The 21466-nt window shown below is 73.6% G+C and carries 17 protein-coding genes; 13 read left to right on the top strand and 4 right to left on the bottom strand.

What is annotated here, in order from left to right; all coding sequences use genetic code 11:
- Positions 1-80: 80 nt before the first annotated feature.
- Positions 81-1463: a hypothetical protein gene (locus tag MOPEL_RS14905; protein ID WP_009483716.1), complete on the bottom strand. Its 1383-nt coding sequence runs from the start codon at positions 1461-1463 to the stop codon at positions 81-83.
- Positions 1460-1819 (bottom strand): hypothetical protein, encoded by a 360-nt coding sequence (locus tag MOPEL_RS17895; RefSeq protein ID WP_169316334.1) that lies wholly within the window; start codon positions 1817-1819, stop codon positions 1460-1462. Before MOPEL_RS17895 ends, MOPEL_RS14905 begins: the two co-directional genes overlap by 4 nt.
- A 158-nt stretch (positions 1820-1977) precedes the next feature.
- On the opposite strand from MOPEL_RS17895, the gene MOPEL_RS14895 reads away from it, so the two are divergent.
- The 10 genes from MOPEL_RS14895 (at position 1978) to MOPEL_RS14845 (ending at position 15560) form a co-directional block, all read left to right on the top strand.
- Entirely contained in the window at positions 1978-3204 is a 1227-nt protein-coding gene (locus MOPEL_RS14895; protein ID WP_009483714.1) for a toxic anion resistance protein, read from the top strand.
- Between the two features lie 50 nt (positions 3205-3254).
- Complete coding sequence (locus MOPEL_RS14890) at positions 3255-4004, top strand: hypothetical protein (protein ID WP_245544801.1); 750 nt, start codon at positions 3255-3257, stop codon at positions 4002-4004.
- 76 nt (positions 4005-4080) lie between these two features.
- A complete protein-coding gene (locus MOPEL_RS14885; protein WP_009483712.1) occupies positions 4081-5793 on the top strand; it encodes an AAA family ATPase in 1713 nt (570 codons plus the stop codon).
- A complete protein-coding gene (locus tag MOPEL_RS14880) occupies positions 5790-6752 on the top strand; it encodes a hypothetical protein (RefSeq protein ID WP_009483711.1) in 963 nt (320 codons plus the stop codon). Before MOPEL_RS14885 ends, MOPEL_RS14880 begins: the two co-directional genes overlap by 4 nt.
- Positions 6749-7873 (top strand): hypothetical protein, encoded by a 1125-nt coding sequence (locus tag MOPEL_RS14875; RefSeq protein ID WP_009483710.1) that lies wholly within the window; start codon positions 6749-6751, stop codon positions 7871-7873. Before MOPEL_RS14880 ends, MOPEL_RS14875 begins: the two co-directional genes overlap by 4 nt.
- A 210-nt stretch (positions 7874-8083) precedes the next feature.
- The gene (locus MOPEL_RS14870) at positions 8084-10153 is read left to right on the top strand and encodes a serine/threonine-protein kinase (protein WP_009483708.1); all 2070 of its coding nucleotides are present in this window, start codon (positions 8084-8086) and stop codon (positions 10151-10153) included.
- Entirely contained in the window at positions 10150-11961 is a 1812-nt protein-coding gene (locus MOPEL_RS16260) for a protein phosphatase 2C domain-containing protein (RefSeq protein ID WP_009483707.1), read from the top strand. Before MOPEL_RS14870 ends, MOPEL_RS16260 begins: the two co-directional genes overlap by 4 nt.
- A 1-nt stretch (position 11962) precedes the next feature.
- Positions 11963-13240: a vWA domain-containing protein gene (locus tag MOPEL_RS14860; RefSeq protein ID WP_009483706.1), complete on the top strand. Its 1278-nt coding sequence runs from the start codon at positions 11963-11965 to the stop codon at positions 13238-13240.
- Entirely contained in the window at positions 13237-14520 is a 1284-nt protein-coding gene (locus MOPEL_RS17430; protein WP_009483705.1) for an FHA domain-containing protein, read from the top strand. The genes MOPEL_RS14860 and MOPEL_RS17430 overlap by 4 nt, the downstream gene beginning before the upstream one ends.
- Positions 14521-14561: 41 nt before the next feature.
- Entirely contained in the window at positions 14562-15560 is a 999-nt protein-coding gene (locus MOPEL_RS14845; RefSeq protein ID WP_141631385.1) for an endonuclease/exonuclease/phosphatase family protein, read from the top strand.
- A 157-nt stretch (positions 15561-15717) separates the two neighbouring features.
- Here MOPEL_RS14845 and MOPEL_RS14840 read toward each other — a convergent pair whose 3' ends face one another.
- On the bottom strand, positions 15718-16380 hold the full coding sequence (locus MOPEL_RS14840; protein WP_009483703.1) for a class I SAM-dependent methyltransferase: 663 nt from the start codon (positions 16378-16380) through the stop codon (positions 15718-15720).
- A 294-nt stretch (positions 16381-16674) separates the two neighbouring features.
- Between MOPEL_RS14840 and MOPEL_RS14835 the strand changes: the two genes are divergently transcribed.
- Together MOPEL_RS14835 and cydB are read left to right on the top strand one after the other, a co-directional pair.
- On the top strand, positions 16675-18249 hold the full coding sequence (locus MOPEL_RS14835) for a cytochrome ubiquinol oxidase subunit I (RefSeq protein ID WP_009483702.1): 1575 nt from the start codon (positions 16675-16677) through the stop codon (positions 18247-18249).
- 14 nt (positions 18250-18263) lie between these two features.
- Positions 18264-19349 (top strand): cytochrome d ubiquinol oxidase subunit II, encoded by a 1086-nt coding sequence (gene cydB, locus MOPEL_RS14830; RefSeq protein ID WP_009483701.1) that lies wholly within the window; start codon positions 18264-18266, stop codon positions 19347-19349.
- On the opposite strand, the gene MOPEL_RS18195 is transcribed toward cydB, so the two are convergent.
- Positions 19339-20592, bottom strand: coding sequence for an NAD(P)/FAD-dependent oxidoreductase (locus MOPEL_RS18195; protein ID WP_009483700.1), 1254 nt, complete (start codon positions 20590-20592; stop codon positions 19339-19341). The genes cydB and MOPEL_RS18195 overlap by 11 nt on opposite strands.
- Positions 20593-20855: 263 nt before the next feature.
- Here MOPEL_RS18195 and MOPEL_RS14820 point away from each other — a divergent pair, with 263 nt between their 5' ends.
- On the top strand, positions 20856-21440 hold the full coding sequence (locus tag MOPEL_RS14820) for a GNAT family N-acetyltransferase (RefSeq protein WP_141631384.1): 585 nt from the start codon (positions 20856-20858) through the stop codon (positions 21438-21440).
- The last annotated feature ends 26 nt before the right edge of the window (positions 21441-21466 follow it).

Raw genomic sequence — 21466 nt, 5'->3', positions numbered from 1 at the left:
TTCACTCCGGCCGTCACCCTCCCGCTCCCGCCTGGGTGCGGGCCGTGCGGTGGCGCAGGATCTCCCGTGAGCGCACCGTCTCACCCCGCCCGGGCGCGGTCGTGACGGAGCCAGACGCGTGTCGTCTCGACGACGTCGCCCGGTTCCTCGCCCCGCAGGTGCCCGGCGGCCTCGAGCTCCCGCACCTTCTCGGCGAGCGCCGGGGGGGTGCCCTTCCCGTCACGGTCGAGGCGGTCGAGGCGGTCGAGCTCCTCGACGTACCCCTCGACGGCGTGGTCGGCGCGGACGCCACGGGAGGGGCGGCCGGTCGAGACGGTGACCTGGTTGCGGGATCGCCTGTTGGGGGCACCCTCGGCGTGGGGCACGACGTCACCGGGGTTGACGACGTGGAGGTAGGAGACGCCGGGCACGACGGGCATGCGTCCGGTCGGGGATCCCGCGGTGAGGACGGAGAGTCGGTAGCGACGCATCTCGGGCAGCGCGGCCGCGGCGGTCGCCGTCATGCCGCCCTGGCTGTGACCGGCGAGGAGGATCTCGGCGCCGGGTGGGACCCCGGCCCGGGCGAGGACCTCGGGGACGAGTCGTGCTTCGGCGGAGGCCCGCCCCAGCGCGCCCTCGAGGTTGGGGCGCAACGTGCGTACCTGCTCGTCGCCCTGTCGCATGCTCAGCAGATCCCACCCGGACGTGCCCGCGAAGGCGACGACGTAGGTCTCTCGGCGGCGCCCGTCGGGGTCGACGTGGACGTGCCGGCGGATGTCGATGGGGTCGCCGTCCTCCGTCCCGTCCGAGGAGGGGGCCCCGTAGTTGTCGTGGACGGTGCGGAACGCCCCGCCGAGACCGGGGCGGGGCCGGCTCGGTGGCGGGATCCGACGGACCTCCCCGACGAAGAGGCGCTGCGGCCGCATGAGATCCGCCGGGTCGAGCGGAGTGGGCCCCTTGTACCCCGGGCAGGTGGGCAGGCGGTACTGCTCGGCATCGCCCGGGGAGGAGCACCGCCCCTGCCGTTCGAGGATCCACGGCGGCGGCATCGGCGGGAACTCCCCCGACCGGAGGAGCCGGTCGAACGCCGCGGCGCTGCTCTCGTCGACGTCGCGGTAGAGGGCCACGGCCGCCTGGGCACGGCGGGCGAGCTCGGCGCGGGCCCCGGCGTGCGATGCGAGCCGGTCGGCGAGCCGCCACAGCCGCCACGCGTCGACGATTCGAGAGACGGCGTCGCCCCGCGAGAGGAGCGCATCGGCGAGGCGGAGGTCGAGCCGCCGGAGCTCCGCGGCCTGGCGACCCATCGCGTCGGCGCTCGACCGGTAGACGAGGGCAGCCCGCTGCACGGCCTCGACGTCGGCGACGAACCGGCTCTGCGGGTCGGCCGAACCCCCGGCGGCCTCGACGGGGCCGCGGGTGCCGCCCTCGCGGACGACGCCGCCCCCTCCGCCGGTCCCGCTCGTCGCGGTCGTCCCGGCCGTCATGGGATCCCCCCGGGCCACCGGGACGTCGCGCCGAGCCGGACGGAGTCGGCGCGGGCGCGGACTTCGGCGACGAGGGCGTCGAGATCCGCGTCGAGACGGTCGAGTTCGGCGTCGAGGGCGGCGCGGGCGTCGTCGTCCCACACGACGGAACGGAACCGGCGGCGCGAGACGCGCCCGTGGAGGGAGAGGTCGTCGGCGATCCCGGCGAGACGGGCCGCGAGGGCGGGCAGGTCGACGGTGAGGGCGTCCGGGAGCGCGGTGGAGCGGGCGACGGGCCCTGCGGAGGCGGCGGAGGCGGCGGAGGCGGCACTCACGGCGGGAGCCGCCGCGCCGGCCGGCGGGTGAGGGGGAGGCATGCGCTCACGCTAGGAAGGGGCGCGACGCCGTGGCCGCGGCCCTCCACAGGCACCCCGCACGTCCGCGGCCCCTCGCTCCGCCTGTGGGAACGTTGGACCTGAACCCCGCGTTGGGGTGCAATGGTACGGAACGTCCCCTTTCCTCCCGAGGAGATCCCATGACCGAGCCCCTGCAGCCGCCTGCCGGGATGGCCGCAGCGCCTCCGCTCACCTTGGAGGCGCCCACGCCGCCGCGGCCGGTGCCCGCCACCGCGGCCCCCGCGATGGCGCCGCAGGTCGCTCCCGAGGCCGTGCCGGTGCTCGACACGAAGGTCGACGACTACCTCTCCGGCCTCACCTCGGCCGCCGCCAGGAGCCCCGAGTTCGACCGGCGCGCCGCCGACGTGCGCACGATGGGCGACGCCGACATCCGCGCCGCCGCCGAGACGAGCAACCGGCTCCTCAAGTCGCCGGTCAAGGCGCTGCAGTCCGGGGGCGTGAGCCAGGAGTCCAAGGTCGGCGCCACACTCCTCGACCTGCGTCGCACGGTCGAGGACCTCGACCCGAGCCAGGCCAAGGGCGCCAAGAAGATTTTCGGGAGGATCCCCTTCGGCGACAAGATCACCGACTACTTCCGCAAGTACGAGTCGGCCCAGAGCCACCTCGACGGCATCCTTCACGCCCTCAAGAGCGGGCAGGACGAGCTGCAGCGCGACAACGCCGCGCTCAATCTCGAGAAGCAACAGCTGTGGAGCTCGATGGCGCGTCTCAACCAGTACGTCTACATCGCCGAACAGCTCGACGCGAAGCTCGACGCCCAGATCGCCGAGCTCGACGCGACCGACCCCGAGCGGGCCAAGGCGATGCGCGAGGACGTCCTGTTCTATGTGCGTCAGAAGCACCAGGACCTGCTCACCCAGCTCGCGGTGTCGATCCAGAACTACCTCGCGATCGACATCGTCATCAAGAACAACATCGAGCTCATCAAGGGTGTCGACCGCGCGACGACGACGACCGTCTCGGCGCTGCGCACGGCCATCATCGTCGCGCAGGCGCTCAACAACCAGAAGCTCGTCCTCGAGCAGATCACGGCGCTCAACACGACGACGAGCAACCTCATCGAACGCACGAGCGTCATGCTCCGCGACAACTCCGTCGCCATCCAGGAGCAGGCCGCGAGCGCGACGATCGGGCTGCCGCAGCTGCAGGCCGCGTTCCAGAACATCTACGCGACGATGGACTCCATCGACGAGTTCAAGGTGCGGGCGCTCGACTCGATGGCGCAGACGATCGGTGTGCTCGAGACCGAGGTCACCAAGTCGCAGGCCTACCTCGACCGTGCGCGCGCGAGCGAGGCGCGGCGGGAGGCCGGTGCGTTCGACCTCGGCGAGACCGCCTCGCTCTGAGCCGGTCGACGCCGGCCGGACACACACGAGCACGAGAGCAGGGGATGGACATGGCGATCGGGGAGTTCTTCTCCCGCCTGGGCGGCAAGGACCGCCCGGAGGCCGAGCCCGAGGTGGCGACGCCGCGTGCCCCCACCGCCGACGACCTCCGTGCCGCGCTCGAGCGGGCGGAGGCCCTCGTCGACGGCGCCTCCGCCCCGTCGGTCGTCGCGGCGCGGGTGCGGCGCGTCACCGCCACCGTGCGGGACACGCTCCCGCGGCTCGAGGTCGTCGGTCTCGGCAGCGACCAGGGGTATTCCGTCATGGCGACGGCGACCGACTACCTCCCGGAGGCGGTCAACGGATACCTGCGGCTGCCGCGGCGATTCGCCGACACTCGGCCCGTCGACGGCCCTCGCACCTCGCTCATGGTGCTCGTCGACCAGCTCGACCTCCTCGGCGCGACGATGGACCGGGTGTTCGACGCGGTCTGTCGTGACGACGCCACGGCCCTCGTCGCCCACGCCCGGTTCCTCGAGGACAAGTTCGGTCACCGCAGCACCGGTGGGGGCCTCGACCTCGCCGGTGCGGGGGCCGCGATCCCGGCGATGCCGGACGAGGTCGAGCAACCCGCCGACCTGCAGGACGGGGCGGATGCCGTCGGCGAGCACGGCGACCTCGACGACGCCTCCGTGAGCGGGGCCGACGAGAGCTCCACCGACGCGATCCCCGACGCCGCCGACGTCGCCACCGCCGACGAGGCGGGCGCCGACGCTCAGCTCCCCCCGCATCTACGCCCTCTCGCACCGCCCACCCCATGAGGTTCGTCGTGCCTCGCCCCGCACGGCCCTGCCCGCGGCCGTCGCACGCCTCCCCCGCCCGCTCGGAGATCCCGTCATGACCACCCCGTCCCAGCCGCTCCCGGCCGCCCTCGAGGCCCTCGTCCGCATCGGGGTCGCCGCCGGGCTGGAGGAGTCCGCCGTCCGCGCCGAGGGCGTGCGTCTCGCCGCCGGTGTCGTCAACACCTCCGGCCCCTCCCAGGTCCACGTCGGCTGGCGGGAGGTCATGGGGGGCACGACGCAGGAGTTCTTCCTCGCCGCCTCCCAGGGCCGCCGGTTCGCCTCCGGACCCACCCCGCTCCTCTCCTACCTCCTCGCCGAGTCCCCCGAGCAGGCCTGCGGGTACGCGGACGCGCTCGTCGAGGTCGCCACCGCGGCGTGTACCGTGCCGGGCGCCGACGCGGCCGCCGCCGGGCGCGCGACCACGGCAGGGCAGAGCCAGCTCGCCGCCGTGGGCGGAGCGACGGGGGCGACGACCGCGCCCGGTACGCCCGCCTCGACCGGTCGGAGCGCCCCGACTGATCCGACCGCTTCTCGGATCCCCGGCGACCCCGGCCTCGGCGCGTTCCCCGGGCTGCCGTCCTCGCCCGACACCCCGCCGTCGGCCCTCCCCGAGGCCCGACTCACGTCCCAGTCCGTGCTCGACCAGCTCACGGCGATCACGCGCGCGACGCGTGAGTTGTGGGGCGGTGGCGCGGGCGCGAACCCGGCATCCACCCCCACGACGCCGGGCCCGCTCGCATCCCCGACCACGCCGACCACCCCCACCACGCCGGGTGCCGCCGACGCAGGCATCCCCGACGCAGGTACCTCCGGCGGCACTCCGCAGACCGCGGCCGCGGCACCCGACGGCGCCCCGGCCCCGGCGCCCGCGCCGCGGGAGCCGGAGAAGTCCGTCGAGGAACTCCTCGCCGAGCTCGACGCGCTCACCGGCCTCCGCCGGGTCAAGCGGGAGGTGCACCAGCAGGTCGCGATGCTCAAGGTCGACGCGATGCGTCGGGAGGCGGGCCTCAGATCGGCGTCGATGACGCGACACCTCGTGTTCGTCGGCAACCCCGGCACGGGCAAGACGACCGTCGCCCGACTCGTCGGCGGCATCTACCACGCCCTCGGTCTCCTCAGCACCGGGCAGCTCGTCGAGGTCGACCGCTCCGAGCTCGTCGCCGGCTACCTCGGACAGACCGCGGTCAAGACCTCCGAGATCGTCGCCTCCGCCATCGGCGGGGTCCTCTTCATCGACGAGGCATACACCCTGGCGGGCGACCAGTACGGGCAGGAGGCCGTCGACACCCTCGTCAAGGAGATGGAGGACAAGCGCGACGAACTCGTCGTCATCGTCGCCGGGTACCCCGAGCCGATGCAGCGGTTCATCGACACGAACCCCGGCCTCGCGAGCCGGTTCCGCACGACGATCACGTTCGACGACTACACCGACGACGAGATCACCGGCATCCTCCGCACCCTCGCGGAGAAGAACGACTACGTCCTCACCGACGCGGCGACGACGCGCTTCCGCGAGATCCTCGCCGCGACGCCCCGCGACGAGTCCTTCGGCAACGGCCGGTTCGCCCGCAACGTCCTCGAGGGCGCCATCGGTCGGCACGCGTGGCGCATCCAGGACATGGAGGACCCCTCCATCGACGACCTCCGCACCCTCGACCGCATCGACCTCGAGGACCGGCCCGACGTCGACCCCGACACCGACCCCGGTTCCGCGACGACGGCCGCCGAGGAACCGACGACCGCGTCCTCCGACGAGGAGACCGCATGAGCAACGTAGGCACGGCCGGCGCCACGGCCCCCGCACCGCGTCCGGGTCGTGGCGCGCCCACTGCGGCGACCGCCCCGGCCTCCTCGGCCGTCTGGCGACCGACGTCGCAGCCGAGCGCGCAGGAGGTCGCCACGGCCGAGGCGGCAGGCACCCCCACCCCGCAGGCGTGGCGCCGCGGTTCCCTGGCCCGGGGGCTGCGCAAGCTCACCGCGGCCGGGGTCCTCGCGTGCTCGATCAACGGTCTGGCCGCGTACGCCGTCGTCACGACCGACGCGGCCCGAGTGCAATCCGTCGCCGCGACGCAGGCCGCCGAGATCGGGGCCGTGACGTCGACGATCGACACCCTGGGGACGACGGCGAAGGTCACACCCGTCGGCGCCGCCAAGGAGAAGGCGTACCTCACCACGGTGAGCGAGGCGTCCTCCCGGCTCGCCTCCGTCACGGCCCGGGCCGCCACCGGCCCCGCCGGTCTCGCCGAGGACACCGTCGCATTGCAGGGACTCTCGGCCGATTACACCCGCTACGTCGCCCTCCTCGAGAGCGGCCGTGCCGCCACCGGCAAGGTCGCCGCCGACCGGTACGGCCAGGCGGAGACCCTGCGCACGACCCGACTCGACCCGGCTCTCGCCGAGCTCCAGCGGCAGAACACCGACCGCAGCACCGAGGCGAAGACCCTCGCGTGGGTGACGATGGGCGGCCTCGGGCTCACCTCGCTCGTCACGCTCCTCACCCTCCTCGGCGGGTCGCGGTGGCTCGCCTCGCGCACGAAGCGGGTCGTCAACCCCGGTCTCTTCGGGGCCCTCGTCATGTCGGCGGCCGTCTCCGGGTACGCGTTCTCCCAGCTCGGGTCCGCGACGATCGTCGCCCCGGGCGCCGGCCCGTTGCTCCTCGTCGGCGGTCTCGCCGCCGCGGGTCTCGTCTGGCTGGGTCTCGACCAACGTCTCAAGGAGTACCGATGAGCATCCCGGGCCCGGCCGCCACCGTCACCGCCCCGCCGGCGCCGGGGTCCCTGGGGGCCGACGTCCCCGCCGACCAGCTCCTCGCCTACCTCGACGCGCTCGGCGCATGGCGCGACCGTCGCCGGGCCGAGCTCGACGAACTCGACGAGGCCGCCCTGCGTTCCCCCGACCGGGCCGCACTCACGAACGACATCCTCCTCTCGATGACGTTGTGGAAGGCCGTCGCCGACCGGCACGACCTCCTCGTCGCCGCGTGGGATTCCGGCCGGATGCTCCCGCAGGACCGGATGCGGCTCACGACCCTCGTGTGGGGTCGACTCGACCAGGAGGCCGGGGAGTCCTCGGCCCTCGCCGTCTCCCTCCCCGAGGCGTGCCGCCTGTCGGACTCCCTCGCGGCGAGCCTGTGGCGGGCCCTCGGGCTCGACGGCCAGACGGCGGGCATGGAGCATCGCGTCCGGGAGCTCCGCGCCTCCGTCGAGCGCATCCGCGATCTCGTCGCCCAGATCCCCGCGCACCGGGCCGGCTCGGCGCAGGAGGTCCTCGTCGGTCTCGACCGGCGCCTCGTCGACGTCACCGAGCGGCTGCGTCGCGGCGCCGACGTCGGTGGGCTCGTCGGACCGCTCGAACTCGCCGTCGCGACGACGGAACGCGACCTCATCGTCGCCGCCTCCGAGCGCACCCGCACCCGCGACCGGCTCTCCGGCATCGGCGCCACCGTCGCCGACCTCACGGCCAAGGGCGAGGCCGTCCGTGCGCTCGCCGCGAAGACGGGCGCCACCATCCGTCCGGCACCGGTGCTCGCCGTGCCCGACGTCACCGCCCTCGGCGAACCGCCCACCGAACCGGCCGAGCTCGACGCCTACGCCACCCGCCTCGAACGGGTGGGTCGCGCCCTCGAGGTCGCCCGCAGTACGTACGCGGGCGCCCTGGAACGCCGCACCGACCTCCTCGAGGAGCTCGTCCGCGCCGAGGCACGCATCGCCGACCTCCCGGCCGAGTACCGCGCCGACGCCGAGGCCCTCGCGCGTCGCGCCCACGAGGTCGAGGACAGCCCGACCGACACGGTCCACCTCGGCGCCCTCGTCGCCGCCCTCACCGCCTATCTCGGGACGACCCGATGACCCCCCTGCCGCGAGACCGGCTGCCCCGGCCGCTACGTCGACGGGTACTGCGACTGGTGCGGCATGCCCGAACGGCCCGCGCCGGCCCCGAACGCCCCGACGCCGGGAACGACGGTCCCCGGCGGCGCGGCATCGCCTACGACATCCGCCCCGGCGGGGTCGTCCCCCGTCGCAGCCGCACCGGCCACGGGATCCGGGTCGGAGTCCCCCGTGGAGTCCGTCGCCGCGTCCATCCGTGCCATCACCCCGCTCGGCTCGGCCCGCGGCGCCGGCGCCCGGCGCCACGTCCGCCAGCGCCGCGCCCGCCGGTCGAGCCTCGGCGCCGGACTCACCCAGGTGCCCCCGGCCGTCGAGACCGACCCGACCGCCGCCGTCCTCGCCGCCCCCGTCGTCCCCGAGGAACGCCGCGTCTGCCCCTCGTGCGGTGCCCCCGTGGGCCGCGGCCACGACGGCACCCCCGGCCGCACGCAGGGCTACTGCCCGCAGTGCCGCAACCCGTTCTCGTTCACCCCCAAGCTCGAGGCGGGCGACCTCGTCGCCGGCCAGTACGAGGTCGCCGGCCCCATCGCCCACGGTGGCCTCGGATGGATCTACCTCGCCCGCGACCGCAACGTCTCCGGCCGATGGGTCGTCCTCAAGGGCCTCCTCAACGCCGGCGACGAGGACGCCGTCGCCGCGGCCATCGCCGAGCAGCAATTCCTCGCCCAGGTCGAGCACCCGCAGATCGTCGAGGTGTACAACGTCGTCGAGCACGAGGGCCTCGCCTACACGGTGATGGAGTACGTCGGCGGCGCCTCGCTCAAGCAGATGCTCAAGGACCGCCTCTTGGCCCGCGGCGAATACGACCCGCTGCCCGTCGAGACGGCCCTCGCGTTCGTCCTCGAGATCCTGCCCGCGTTCACCTACCTCCACGACCACGGGCTGCTCTACTGCGACTTCAAGCCCGACAACCTCATCCACGTCGCCGACGGGGTCAAGCTCATCGACCTCGGCGGCATGCGGGAGATCGACGACCTCGACTCGCCGATCTACGGCACGGTCGGCTATCAGGCGCCGGAGGTCGCCGAGGTGGGGCCGTCGATCGCGAGCGACATCTACACGATCGGCCGCACGCTCGTCGTCCTCACGACGGAGTTCCGCGGTTACCAGACGCGGTTCGTCGATTCGCTCCCGCCGCTCACGCAGACGCCCGCGTTCCGCGAGCACGATTCGTTCTACCGGCTCGTCGCCCGCTGCTGCGCGCCCGACCCGGCCGACCGGTTCGTCTCCGTCGAGGAGCTCCGCGTCCAGATGCTCGGCGTGCTGCGGCAGGTCGTCGCCGACACCCCCGGCGCGGGCGTGACGACGCAGGCGCCGCCGTCGGCGTACTTCGAGGCGCCCGTCGTCACCGGCGAGACGCTCGACTGGTGGCAGCTGCCCGGTCTGCGCCCCGACGAGCAGGACCCGATGAACACGTGGCTCCGCGGTCTGCAGACGAGCGACCCGGGCGAGCGGCTCGCGTCGCTGCGGCAGGCGCCTCAGCACACCCCCGAGGTCATCCTCGAGATGGGACGCACCGCGCTGCGCGCCGACCAGGGCGATCTCGTCTCGCAGGCGGCGGACGCCCTCCTCGCACACGACCCGTGGGACTGGCGTGCGGTGTGGCTCCTCGGCCTCGACGCGCTCCGCCGGGGCGACGGCGCCGCGGCCGTCGACTCCTTCCACGCCGTGTACGCCCAGCTCCCCGGCGAGATCGCCCCCCGGTTCGCGCTCGCCGCCGCCCACGAACGCGTCGCCACCGACGCCTCCCTCGCCGCAGCCGAGTCGTCGTACACGACGTGTCTGCGCACGGACGCGGCCTATGTCGTCGCCGCGGCCTTCGGCATCGCCCGTACCCGCGCGACCCGCGGCGACTTCACCGGTGCGGTGAGCGCCGTGAGCGCGGTGCCGCCGACGTCCGGGGCGTACTCGCGGGCCCGGTGGATGCGTGCCGATCTCCAGACCCGCACCGACGCCGGCGTGCCCGCCCTCATGGACGTCCTCGCCGACTCCCGCCGCATCACCCTCGAACCCCACACGCGGGCGCGCCTCGCCGTGCAGGTGCTCGAGAAGGCCCTCGCCGCACGCCTCGCGGGCGACACTCGTGAGGCGACCCTCGACGGGCGATCCGCCGACGAACCCACCCTGCGTCGGTCGCTCGAGTCCGCCTACCGCGACCTCGCCCGACTCACCCCCGCCCCCGGCGAGCGCCACCTGCTCGTCGACGAGGCCAACCGCATCCGACCCTGGAGCCTGATATGACGTCGCCCTCCTCGCCTCCTCCCGCCGACGACCGCGACCCGGTGACCTCGGAGGCCCCCACCGAGGAGCTGCGTCCCTGCCCTTCGTGCGGACGCCCCACGGGCGCCGGACGCGCCTGCGAGAACTGTGCCGCGCCCGCCGGGGCCTCGGACGTCGAACGCGCGCCGCTCGCCGAGGCCGGGGAGACCCCCGTGCCCGTCGGCGTCTCGTCCGACACGACGAGACCCGACGTGACCCGCTCCGGCCCGATGGCGACCGACCCCGCCACGTCCGACCCCGCCACGACCGACCCCGCCACGACCGGCCCGGCGGGCGCGGTCACGTCCGACGTGGCTGCTCCCGCGTCCTCCAACACCGGTTCGACGGCCGTGACCGCCGAGACCTTCGCCGCCCGCACGACCCCCGACCCCGTGCCCGAGGCGGGTGCGCCTCCCGCCGGGGGGTCCGACGACGAGGGCGAGACCGCCCCGCCCACCGGGTCCGAGACCCCGCCGGCCCCGCTCCCCCCGGTCGGCTCCCCGACCCCGGCGGCCGCCGGCACGAGCGGCCCTGGCCCGAGCGAGGGTGCCGCGACCGCCGACGCTACGTCGGTCGACGTCGCCCCCGGCAGCGCGCCCCGCTCGGCGGGGATGCTCGTCCTCGGGGGGATCCTGCCGGAGGAGCCCGTCGCCGCGCCTGCGCCCGCCCCCGAGGAGGGTTCCCGGTGCGCGTGCGGAGGCACGTTCGCCGACGGGTACTGCGAGCAGTGCGGCTCCCCGGTCCCCGCACCACGGGCCCACATCGAGGACGCGCCGGCCCCCTGGGTGTCCGGGGTCTGCGACATCGGCGTACGCCACCGGTCGAACCAGGACGCGATGGCCCTCTTCGCCGACGGCGCCCGCGCCGCGCTCGTCGTCTGCGACGGGGTGTCCTCCGCCATGCGCTCGGAGGACGCGAGCCAGGCCGCGGCCGACGCCGCCGTCGCCGTCCTCTCCCGGGCGACCTCGACGGGGGTGGGCGTGCCGTCCTCCGTCGTCCCCGCCCTCCTCACCCGCCTCGACACCGCGGCCGAGGCCGCCGCCGACGCCGTCGCCGACGTCACCGGGCAGATCCACTGCGAGCTCGGCATCGACTCGACCCGTGAGGGCGACACGTTCCACGCCAACCCCTCGTGCACGTTCGTCGCCGCGATCGTCGAGGCCGGGCACGTCGTCGTCGGGTCGATCGGCGACTCCCGCGCGTACTGGTTCCCCGACGCCGGGGAGGCGCAGCGACTCACCGTCGACGACTCGTGGGCCGAGGAGCAGATCGCGCTCGGGGCCACGCGCGAGCAGGCCGAGTCCGGGCCCGGGTCGCACACGATCACGCGGTGGCTCGGGATCGACTGCGACGACCACACCCCCCGCACGGCGACCCTGCGGATCGACGCGCCCGGCTGGCTCGTCCTCTGCTCCGACGGGTTGTGGAACTACGCGAGCGAACCGACCGCCCTCGCCGAGGTTCTCGGGGAGATCGCCCACGGCATCGCCGGGACCGAGGCCGTCACCTCGCCGGTCGTGGCACCCCTCGCCGACCCCCACACCGGCGCCCCCGTCGACCCGGTGCCGCCCGCGGCGACCGCACCCGACCCCACCGTCCCCACTGCCCCGGCCGCCACCGGCACCGACGCGTCGGCGACGGCGCCGGAGGCCGCCGACCAGGACGGCACGACCGTCCCCCTCGCCCTCGCCCGCGGACTCGTCCAGTGGGCGAACGCCCGCGGCGGGCATGACAACATCACGGTGATCGCAGCCCGGCTCACCCCGGACGCACCGACGCAGGAGGCCTGACATGGCGGAGTTCCACGCCACCGTCCACCAGAACGAGTTCCTCGCCACGGGCGCCACCGACGTCCACGCGATCGTGTCGATCACGTGCACCGGCGCCGGGCAGGCGGGCCGCTCGGCCGGGGGTGACGCGGGCGAGATCATCGTCATCGACACCTCCGGTTCGATGGAGGCGGCGGGCGTACGGGCCGCGCAGGAGGCGGCCGCGGCAGCGCTCGACCAGATCCACGACGGCGTGTGGTTCGCCGTCATCGCCGGCAACCACGAGGCGCGCCTCGCCTACCCCGACGGGTACACAGCGGCGATGGTGCAGATGTCGGCGGCGACGCGGGCGCAGGCCAAGCGGTCCCTCACCCGCTTGTACGCCGACGGCGGCACGGCGATGGGCACGTGGCTCCTCGCCGCGGCGCAGCTCTTCGGCACCGTCCCCTCGCTCACGCAGAAGCACGTCATCCTCCTCACCGACGGCGAGAACCAGCACGAGACGCCGGAGCAGCTCACGGCCGCGATCGAAGGCGTCCGGGGCCGGTTCCAGGCGGACTGCCGGGGTCTCGGCGCGGCGTGGCAGGTCGACGAGGTGCGGCGCATCGCGGAGGCCCTGCTCGGCACGGTCGACCTCATCCCGCGACGCGAGGACATGGCGGCCGAGTTCGCCCGCATCATGCGGGTGTCGATGGCCCGCGGTGTCGCCGACGCGTCGCTGCGCGTGTGGGCGCCACAGGGTGCCGAGGTGCTGTTCGTCCGGCAGGTCGCGCCGCGTCTCGAGGACCTCACGACGCGCCGCACGACGGTCAACCCGCTCACCGGCGCGTACCCGACGGGCGCGTGGTCGGACGAGACGCGCGAGTACCACGTCGCGGTGCGTCTGCCCGCCAAGGCTGTCGGTGCCGAACAGCTCGCGGCACGGGTGCAGCTCGCCGCCGGTGGCGAGATCGTCACGCAGGGCCTCGTCAAGGCGCGCTGGTCGGCCGACGACTCCCTCACCGCCCGCATCAGCCCCGAGGTCGCCCACTACACGGGTCAGACGGAACTCGCGAAGGCGATCCAGGAGGGCCTCGCGGCCAAGTCCATCGGCGACGACGTCACGGCCACGACCCGCCTCGGCCGCGCCGTGCAGCTGGCCGCCGAGACGGGCGACGACGACGCGACGAACCGCCTCTCGCGGGTCGTCGACATCGACGACGCGGGCACCGGCCGGGTCCGGCTCAAGAACCGCATCGACAAGCTCGACGAGATGGCCCTCGACACGGCCTCGACGAAGACGACCCGGGTCGGGCGATGAGGTGTCCGGAGGGCCACGAGAGCGCGGCCACCGACTACTGCGACACCTGCGGCGCCCCGATGGGCGCCCCGGGCGGCGCGACACCTGCCGGTGTGCCCGACGCAGGCGCGGCCGTCCCCTCCCCGACGCCCCCGCCGGGCCTCTCGACCCCGGAGCCGGACCCGTCCGACGCCGCCGGTACGGGAGATGCGGCCGCACCCGCCACCCAGACGTGCCCCAACTGCGCCGCCGTCAACGCCGCCGACAACCTCTTCTGCGAGGTCTGCGGCTTCGACTTCACGACCGGTGTCATGCCCCGCGTCGAGGGCGGCGAGCCCTCCTTCCTCGACCTGCCCGTCCGCGCAACGTCGGTTGCCGGTGACGCGGCAGACCCGTCCGACGTGGCGGACGAGACGTCGCCCGAGGCGCCGCGTTCCGACGAGGAGGGCGTCGGCGCGCTCGACCTGCCCGCACCGCCTGCTGCTGCCGCGGCGAGGCACGAGGCGCCGGACGAGCCGGGCACCCCGGTCGCCGCGACGGCGGCCGACCCCCGAGCGGCGGAGGCCGCGCCCGGGTCCACGCCCGGGGCGACGCCCGAGGACGATGACGAGTCCCCCGATGCGGACGCCGTGGCCGCGCCCCACGTCGAGACCCCGACGCCGCCGGCGCCACCGGTGGCGGCCCCTCCGCAGGGCGACCTCGACCCGGCCGTCCCGGACGCATCCGCACCGGCCGGGCACACCCCGGCCCCGACCCCCGGCCTCGGTTCCGACTCCGGTTCCGGTTCCGGTTCCGCCGCCGAGCGTGGCCGGGCCCACCCGCCGACCCCGGCGCCGGGGACGTCGTCGCTTCCGTCGGCCGAGGTGAGGCCCGTCAACCGTCCGCCGTCGCGGGAGGTCGCCGGTGACTGGGTCGTCGAGGTGTGGATCGACCCCGACTGGTTCGCCGTGCAGGACGCCGACGAGGCGTACCCCTCTCCCGCCCCGCCGGAGGTCGTGCGCCTCACCCGCTCCGACGCGCTCGTCGGGCGGCGCAGCCGCACCTCCGTGCCCGACGTCGACTGCGGCATCGACTCCGCGGTGAGTCGTCGCCAGGCCCTCCTCACGAGCGACGGCCGCCGGTGGTGGATCGAGGACCTCGACTCGAGCAACGGCACGTGGGTCGGTCCGGCGATCGGGCCGCTGCCGCGTTCGCCGATCTCGGGCCGCACCGAGATCGACGCCGACGACCGCATCTACGTCGGTGCCTGGACGCGGCTCGTCGTCCGTCCGGCCGTCGAGTCGGAGGTCCACCCCGACTGACGCTCGGGTGGAACTCAGGGGAGCGTGTGAGGATCGGGCCCGTGAGCCGCGCCCGACCGCATCCCCCGGCCCGGGGGTCCCGCATGCTCACCGTCGGTGCCGGCGGACTCGCGCTCGCCGCGGTCGCGTCCCTCGTCGACGGCGGCGGGTGGCTCGCCCAGCTGCAGGCGGCCGCACCCCTCCTCGGTGTCCTCGGGATCCTCCTCGCGGTCGTCGCCGGGTTCCGGCGACGGTTCGTGCCCGCCCTGGTCACCCTCGTGGCGTCGCTCGTCACGATCGTGCCGGTCCTCACCACCCCACTCGACGACGTCCCGCACGGCTCGCGCACCCTCTCGGTGCTCTCGGTGAACACCTACATCGGGGAGGCCGATCCGGCGCGGATCATCGCCGAGGTCGACACCCGCGACGTCGACGTCCTCGTCCTGCCGGAGATGACCGACGCGTTCTGGCAGCGACTCACCGCGCACGGACTCCGTGAGCGACTGCCACACGTCACCGGTCGTGCGGGCCGGGGCAGCGGCATGGTCATCGCCACGCGCCAGCCCGCCACCTGCGTCGATCTCCCCCCGGGCATGACGTGCGGCCGTGTCGAGCCCGACCGGAGCGCCCCCGGGGGCGTCTCGCGCGACGCGGAGGGGCGGCCGGCGTTCGACCAGATCGTCGTCGACCTCCCCGACGGCACCCGCGTCAAGGGCGTCCACCTGTGGAGCCCACGCCTCTCCCCCACGTCGCGGTGGCGGGAGAACCAGGAGGAGATGGCGCGCTGGATCGCGGCGCAACCGGCCGATCGGCGACTCGTCCTCGCGGGCGACTTCAACGCGGGCCGCTCACACCCGGTGTTCCGGGGTTACGGGGCCGGGCTCGACGACAGCCCCCGCGGCGGTCTGCCGTGGACACGCACGTGGCCTCGATGGGGGCCGATCCCGCCGTTCGTGCAGATCGACCACGTCCTCGCCCGCGGTTGGCGGGCGAGCGAGTCGCAGACCGTGTCCGTGCCGGGCTCGGACCACCTCGGCGTCTGGACGCTGCTCACCCGCTGACCGGCCGCGGCGCGGGACGAGCGAGGACCACGGTCACGATTCGTCGCACGACCGCCACATCCGTCAGGGGAGGGCGCCGGCGTCAGGGCGCCCTCCGGCACACATGCCCGCGCTCACGCATGCGAGGCCGGGCGTGGACACGCGGCCCGAGCGCCGTTCAGCCGAAGGTGACCTCGCCCTTGTGCATGTCGCGGCCCTTGCCGTGGACGAGGAGATCCCACGCGTAGTGGGTGCCGTCCTCGGCCTCGATCTCACGCGCCACCCGGCCGGAGCGTTCGAGGACGAGGGAGCCGGAGGACAAGTAGTCCTGGAGGTCCTCCTCGACGTCGGCGGCCGAGTAGAGGATCTCGGGGTCCTGCGGCCCGCCGTACCCCTCGGTGAGGTTGGTCGGGTCGTGGGCGACGACGAGCATGTCGCCCCCGGGCGCGAGGGCACGGGCGGCGAGCCGCATCGCCTCGCGGCGCGCATGGGCGGGCAGCTGGAGGTAGGAGACGAGGACGGCGTCGAACGTCGAGCGGTCGACCTCGGCCTTCGTCGCGTCCTCGACGCGCCACGTGATGTCGAGGGTGCGTCCGAGGCGCTCCTCCGTCTCGGCCGCGAGGCGCCGACCGCGCTCGGTGGCGACGGCGGAGAAGTCGATCGCGGTGACCTTCCACCCCTCCGCGGCGAGCCACACGGCGTTGCGTCCCTCGCCCGAGGCGAGGTCGAGGGCGGTGCCGGGGTTGAGCGCCCCGAGCTCCGAGACCACCCACCGGTTGGGACCGGTGCCCCAGATGAGGTTCTCCTCGGTGTAGCGGGCGTCCCAGTCTGCCGCGTCCATGTCGTCTCCTCGTCCGTGTGCGGGTCGGTGCCCAGTCTCCCGTATCACCCGTCGGGCGACCAGCTCAATCGTGACCTACGAATTGCATTCTGCATCAGCGGAATTCCTAATACTCCCGAGCGGGGCCGACACGCGAGGACCAAGGTCCCTACGTTTTGCCACATTTTCTGACGATGCTTCCCACGAAGGACGGTGCCTGCCGTCCAGTTCGGCCACCCCGGGGAAGGGCGCCGCGCAGGGGAGACCTCATTCGCGTCGCAAAGCGCCCGGGCATGAAACTCAGAGGGGCTTGGAATGGACGCGCTAGAACTCGCGCGATGGCAATTCGGTATCACCACGGTGTACCACTTCCTGTTCGTGCCGATCACGATCGGAATGTCGGCGATCGTCGCCGGATTCCACACGGCTTGGGTCCGCACGCGCAACCCGCAGATGTACAAGCTCACCCGATTCTTCGGGAAGTTGTTCGTCATCAACTTCGCGCTCGGCCTCGTCACCGGCATCGTGCAGGAATTCCAGTTCGGCATGAACTGGTCGGACTACTCCCGCATGGTCGGTGACATCTTCGGCGCACCGCTCGCGCTCGAGGCGCTGCTCACGTTCTTCCTCGAGTCGGTGTTCATCGGCCTGTGGATCTTCGGGTGGGGTCGCATCCCCGAGAAACTCCACGCCGCGACGATGTGGCTCGTCCACATCGGCACCGTGATGAGCGCGTTCTTCATCCTCGCGGCGAACAGCTGGATGCAGAACCCGGTCGGGTACCGGCTCAACCCGCAGACGGGTCGCGCCGAGATGACCGACTTCGTCGCCGTCCTCACGAACAAGGTGCAGCTCGTCACGTTCCCGCACGTGCTCACCGCCGCCTACATGACGGGTGGGGCGCTCGTCATGGCCGTCGCGCTGTGGCACCTGCGCCGCGGCACCCGTCACGGCGTCGCCGTCGGTACGGACGACGAGCGCGTCGCCACCGCCCGTGGTGCGCGCACCGCGAACGACCCCGTCGCCCACGACGACCGCACCGAGGGTCGTGTCGTCCCCGCCCACACCGACCGCCGGTCCGACCTCGCGATGTACCGCAAGGCCGCCCGTGTCGGCGCCGTCATCACGCTCGTCGCCTCCCTCGGCGTCGCCGTCACCGGTGACCTCCAGGGCAAGGTGATGACCGAGGTGCAGCCCATGAAGATGGCCGCCGCGGAGGGCCTCTACAACACCACCAAGCACGCCCCGTTCTCGATCCTCTCGGTCGGCAACCTCGAGGGCACCGAGGCCACTCACCTCATCGAGGTGCCCGGCCTGCTCAGCTACCTCGGCAAGGGCGACTTCGACGCGGAGATCCAGGGCGTCTACGACCTCCAGCAGGAGTACGCGCAGAAATACGCGGACTCCGGCCTCACCACCGACACGCGGACGAACTACACGCCGTACGTGCCCGTCGCGTACTGGACGTTCCGCCTCATGATCGGCATCGGCATGCTCGGCGCGCTCTGCTCGCTGCTCGTCCTGTGGGCGACGCGCAAGGGCGCCTCCGAGGAGGCCCTGCATCCGTCGTGGTGGCACTGGGTCGCCATCGGTGCGCCACTGTTCCCGCTGCTCGGCAACAGCTTCGGCTGGATCTTCACCGAGATGGGCCGCCAGCCCTGGGTCGTCAACGGCGTCATGCTCACCCAGTTCGGTGTCTCGCCGCGCACGACCGCCGGTGAGGTGCTCGCGACGATGGTGCTCTTCACGCTGCTCTACGGCGTCCTCGCGGTCATCGAGGTCAAGCTGCTGCTCAAGTACATCAAGCTCGGCGCCGAGGACATCGGCGAACCCACCGAGGCCGTCACCACGGGTGTCCGCGAGGGCGAACCCCTCGTCTACACCTACTGATAGGGGGGTTCGACATGGATCTCGCAATCGTCTGGTTCATCCTCATCGCCGTCCTCTGGATCGGCTACTTCTGCCTCGAGGGATTCGACTTCGGCGTCGGAATGCTCCTGCCGATCCTCGGAAAGGGTCGGGACGCCGAGGACACCGAGCGCCGCAAGCGCGTCATGCTCGGCACGATCGGCCCCCACTGGGACGGAAACGAGGTGTGGCTCCTCACCGCCGGCGGCGCGACGTTCGCGGCGTTCCGCGAGTGGTACGCCACTTTGTTCGACGGGTTCTACCTCGCCCTGTTCCTCATCCTCGTCGCGCTCATCGTCCGCGCCCTCGGTTTCGAGTACCGCGGCAAGGGCGGCACGGCGGCGTGGCGCAAGAACTGGGACATCGCGATCGTCTTCGGCTCGTTCCTCCCGGCACTCCTGTGGGGTGTCGCGTTCGCGAACATCGTCGCGGGCACGCCGCTCGAGGTCGTCGAGAACACCCTCGGCAAGGGCGTGCAGTTCGACGGCAACCTCTTCACGCTGCTCACCCCGCACGCGTTGCTCGGTGGCCTCACGACGCTGTTCCTCTTCCTCACCCACGGCGCGATCTTCATCGCGCTCAAGACGGACGGCGACATCCGTGAGGACGCCCGGCGTCTCGCGGGCAAGCTCGGCCTCGTCACGGCCGTCCTCGCGGTCGCGTTCCTGCTCTGGATGAACATCCTCACCGGCAACAAGACGGGCGCCTGGATCACGACGATCCTCGCCGCGGTCGCCCTCGTCGCCGCGCTCGTGTTCAACCGCATGGGTCGGGAGGGCCTCGCGTTCCTCGGCACGTTCCTCACGACGGCCCTCGCGGTCATGTCGCTGTTCCTCATGCTGTTCCCGCACGTCATGCCGTCGACGCTCGACCCGTCGGCGACGCTCACGACGCTCCGTGACGGCACCGGCTTCTACGCCGCGAACAGCGACCACACGCTGGGGATCATGACGGTCGTCGCGCTGATCTTCACGCCGATCGTCCTCGCCTACCAGGGCTGGACATACTGGGTGTTCCGCCGCCGCCTCACCACGGCGCAGATCCCCGACGTCACGCCCGTCCGCGAGCGCGTCACCCGCTGACGCGACTGCTCCGCACCAACGCGAACGCCCCCGCCGTCGGCGGGGGCGTTCGTCGTGTGTAGCTCTCGCCACCCGCCGGGCGACACCTCGCGGTGCACGTCCCGGGACTCACCTGCGGGAGCGGAGAGGCCCCGGCACTCACTTGTCGGTATAAGTGAGGCACTCCTCGGTGGGCCGGCCGAGCTGCTCGAACATCGGGAGCTCGTTCCACTCCTCGACGAACTCGACGAACTTGCCGTCCTTCGCGCGGAACGACGCACACGCCGTCCACGTGACCTCCTTGCCCGGGCGTGCCGCCGACGTGGCGGACGGTCGCGGCGAACGCCCACGGCATCCGCGCGGCGGCCGCGACGACGTGGCGACGCACGAGGGGTGCCCGGGTCGCGGCGACGAGGGCTGCCGTCGGCGTGGCCGTGCGCACCGCGAGGCGCCGCCACGCGCGCTCGTACTCGCAGGGGCACCCCGCAGCGACCGCATCGACCGCCGCGACTGCCTGCGTGAACCCCACCGACAGGCCCTCGCCCGTGAGGGCGTCGGCGTACCCCGACGCGTCGCCGACGAGCAGCACCCGCTCGGCGGTGCGCCGCCGCGACCCGCGCGCGAACGGCCCGGCGCCGAGCACCCGCCCGTCCGGCTCCGCCCCCGCCAGGCGGTCGAGCAGGGCGGGAAGCCCCGTCAAGTGGTCGTCGAACGACCCCACCCGTGCGGTGAGCACCGCCACCCCGACGAGCCCGGGCGCGACGGGTGTCACGTACGCCTCGGCGTCGGCACCCCGGTGCACCTCGACGTCCTCGCTCCACGACGCCAGCCGGTAGTGGCGCCGCAGCCACCGCCGTGCGCCCTCCGGCGACGGCACGTCGAGCCCCAGGGCCCGACGCTGCGGGGAGTGCAGGCCGTCCGCGGCCACCGCGTAGCGGGCGCGCAACGTCCCCGGCACCACCACCGTCCCCTGCGTCGACGTGGCCTCCGCCCCCGCCGTGGACGTCCCCGTCGCGCTCGACACGTCGCGCGTTCCGGGCGGCATGGTGGACGCCGGGCGATCCGACCCACCCCGCTCGGGGACGACGACGACCTCGTCGCCGTCGTGCCGGATCGGCCCGGCCGCCCACGGGTGCACGGGGATCCCGGCCTCCGTGACGGCGTGGGTGAGCGCCGCGTGCAGGGTCGTGCGCCGCACGCCGCGGCCCGGCACCTCGGCGCCCAGCACGATCCGCAGGCCCGTGGAGCCGACGTCCCAGCCCATCGCGCGCTCGGTGTCTCGGGGTACAGGCGGCTGCGCGTCGCGAGGACGCGGGGCGCGACGGCAGGCGCGCCCACCGCCGGGGGGGTCGGAACCGCGTGACGATCCTCGGCACAGGCCGCACACCCTTCCGCGCCGCGATGGCCCTCGCCACCCTCGTCGTCACGTCCCTGCTCAGCCGGTGAGCGCAGGGGCGACGACCCCGGCGCGGCGCGGACGCGGACTCGGCCACGGGCGTGACCCGGGCGCCGGGCAGACTCGTCCTCATGAGGATCGAGACCATGCGGCTGACCCTGCGTCGGTGGCGCGAGGACGACGTCGCCCCCATGTCGGAGATCGACGCCGACCCCGAGGTCATGCGGTGGATCGGCGACGGGAGCGTGCGCGACCTGGCGCAGACCCGCGAGGACGTCGCGCGGTGGGAGCGCGGGTGGGACGAGCACGGCTTCGGCCTCTTCGCGGTCGAGGAGCGCGCGAGCGGTGACCTGCTCGGTTTCACGGGCCTGTCGGTCCCCCGGTTCCTCCCCGAGATCCTGCCCGCGGTCGAGATCGGGTGGCGCCTCGCACGGCGCAGCTGGGGGCAGGGCCTCGCGACCGAGGCGGCCCGGGCGGTCCTCTCGTTCGCGTTCGAGGACCGCGGCCTGGACCGCGTCGTGAGCGTCGCGCACGTCGAGAACGAGGCGTCGCTGCGGGTCATGCGCCGGATCGGGATGCGCGTGGCGCTGCGGACCGTCGTCCCGGACACGGGGGTGCCGGTGGTCGTCCACGACCTCACCTCGGCCGCGACCGCCGATCCGCGGGCGACCCCCACCTCGCCCGAAGCGCCTACCCCTGGGGCACAACAGCTCTGAGGAGAGGGCACCCACCCGTGATGAAC

Origin of the sequence: Mobilicoccus pelagius NBRC 104925, assembly GCF_000247995.1 — a bacterium.
Lineage (GTDB): Bacteria > Actinomycetota > Actinomycetes > Actinomycetales > Dermatophilaceae > Mobilicoccus > Mobilicoccus pelagius.
The sequence above is the reverse complement of the archived record's forward strand: the minus strand, read 5'-3'. Positions and strand labels throughout refer to the sequence as shown.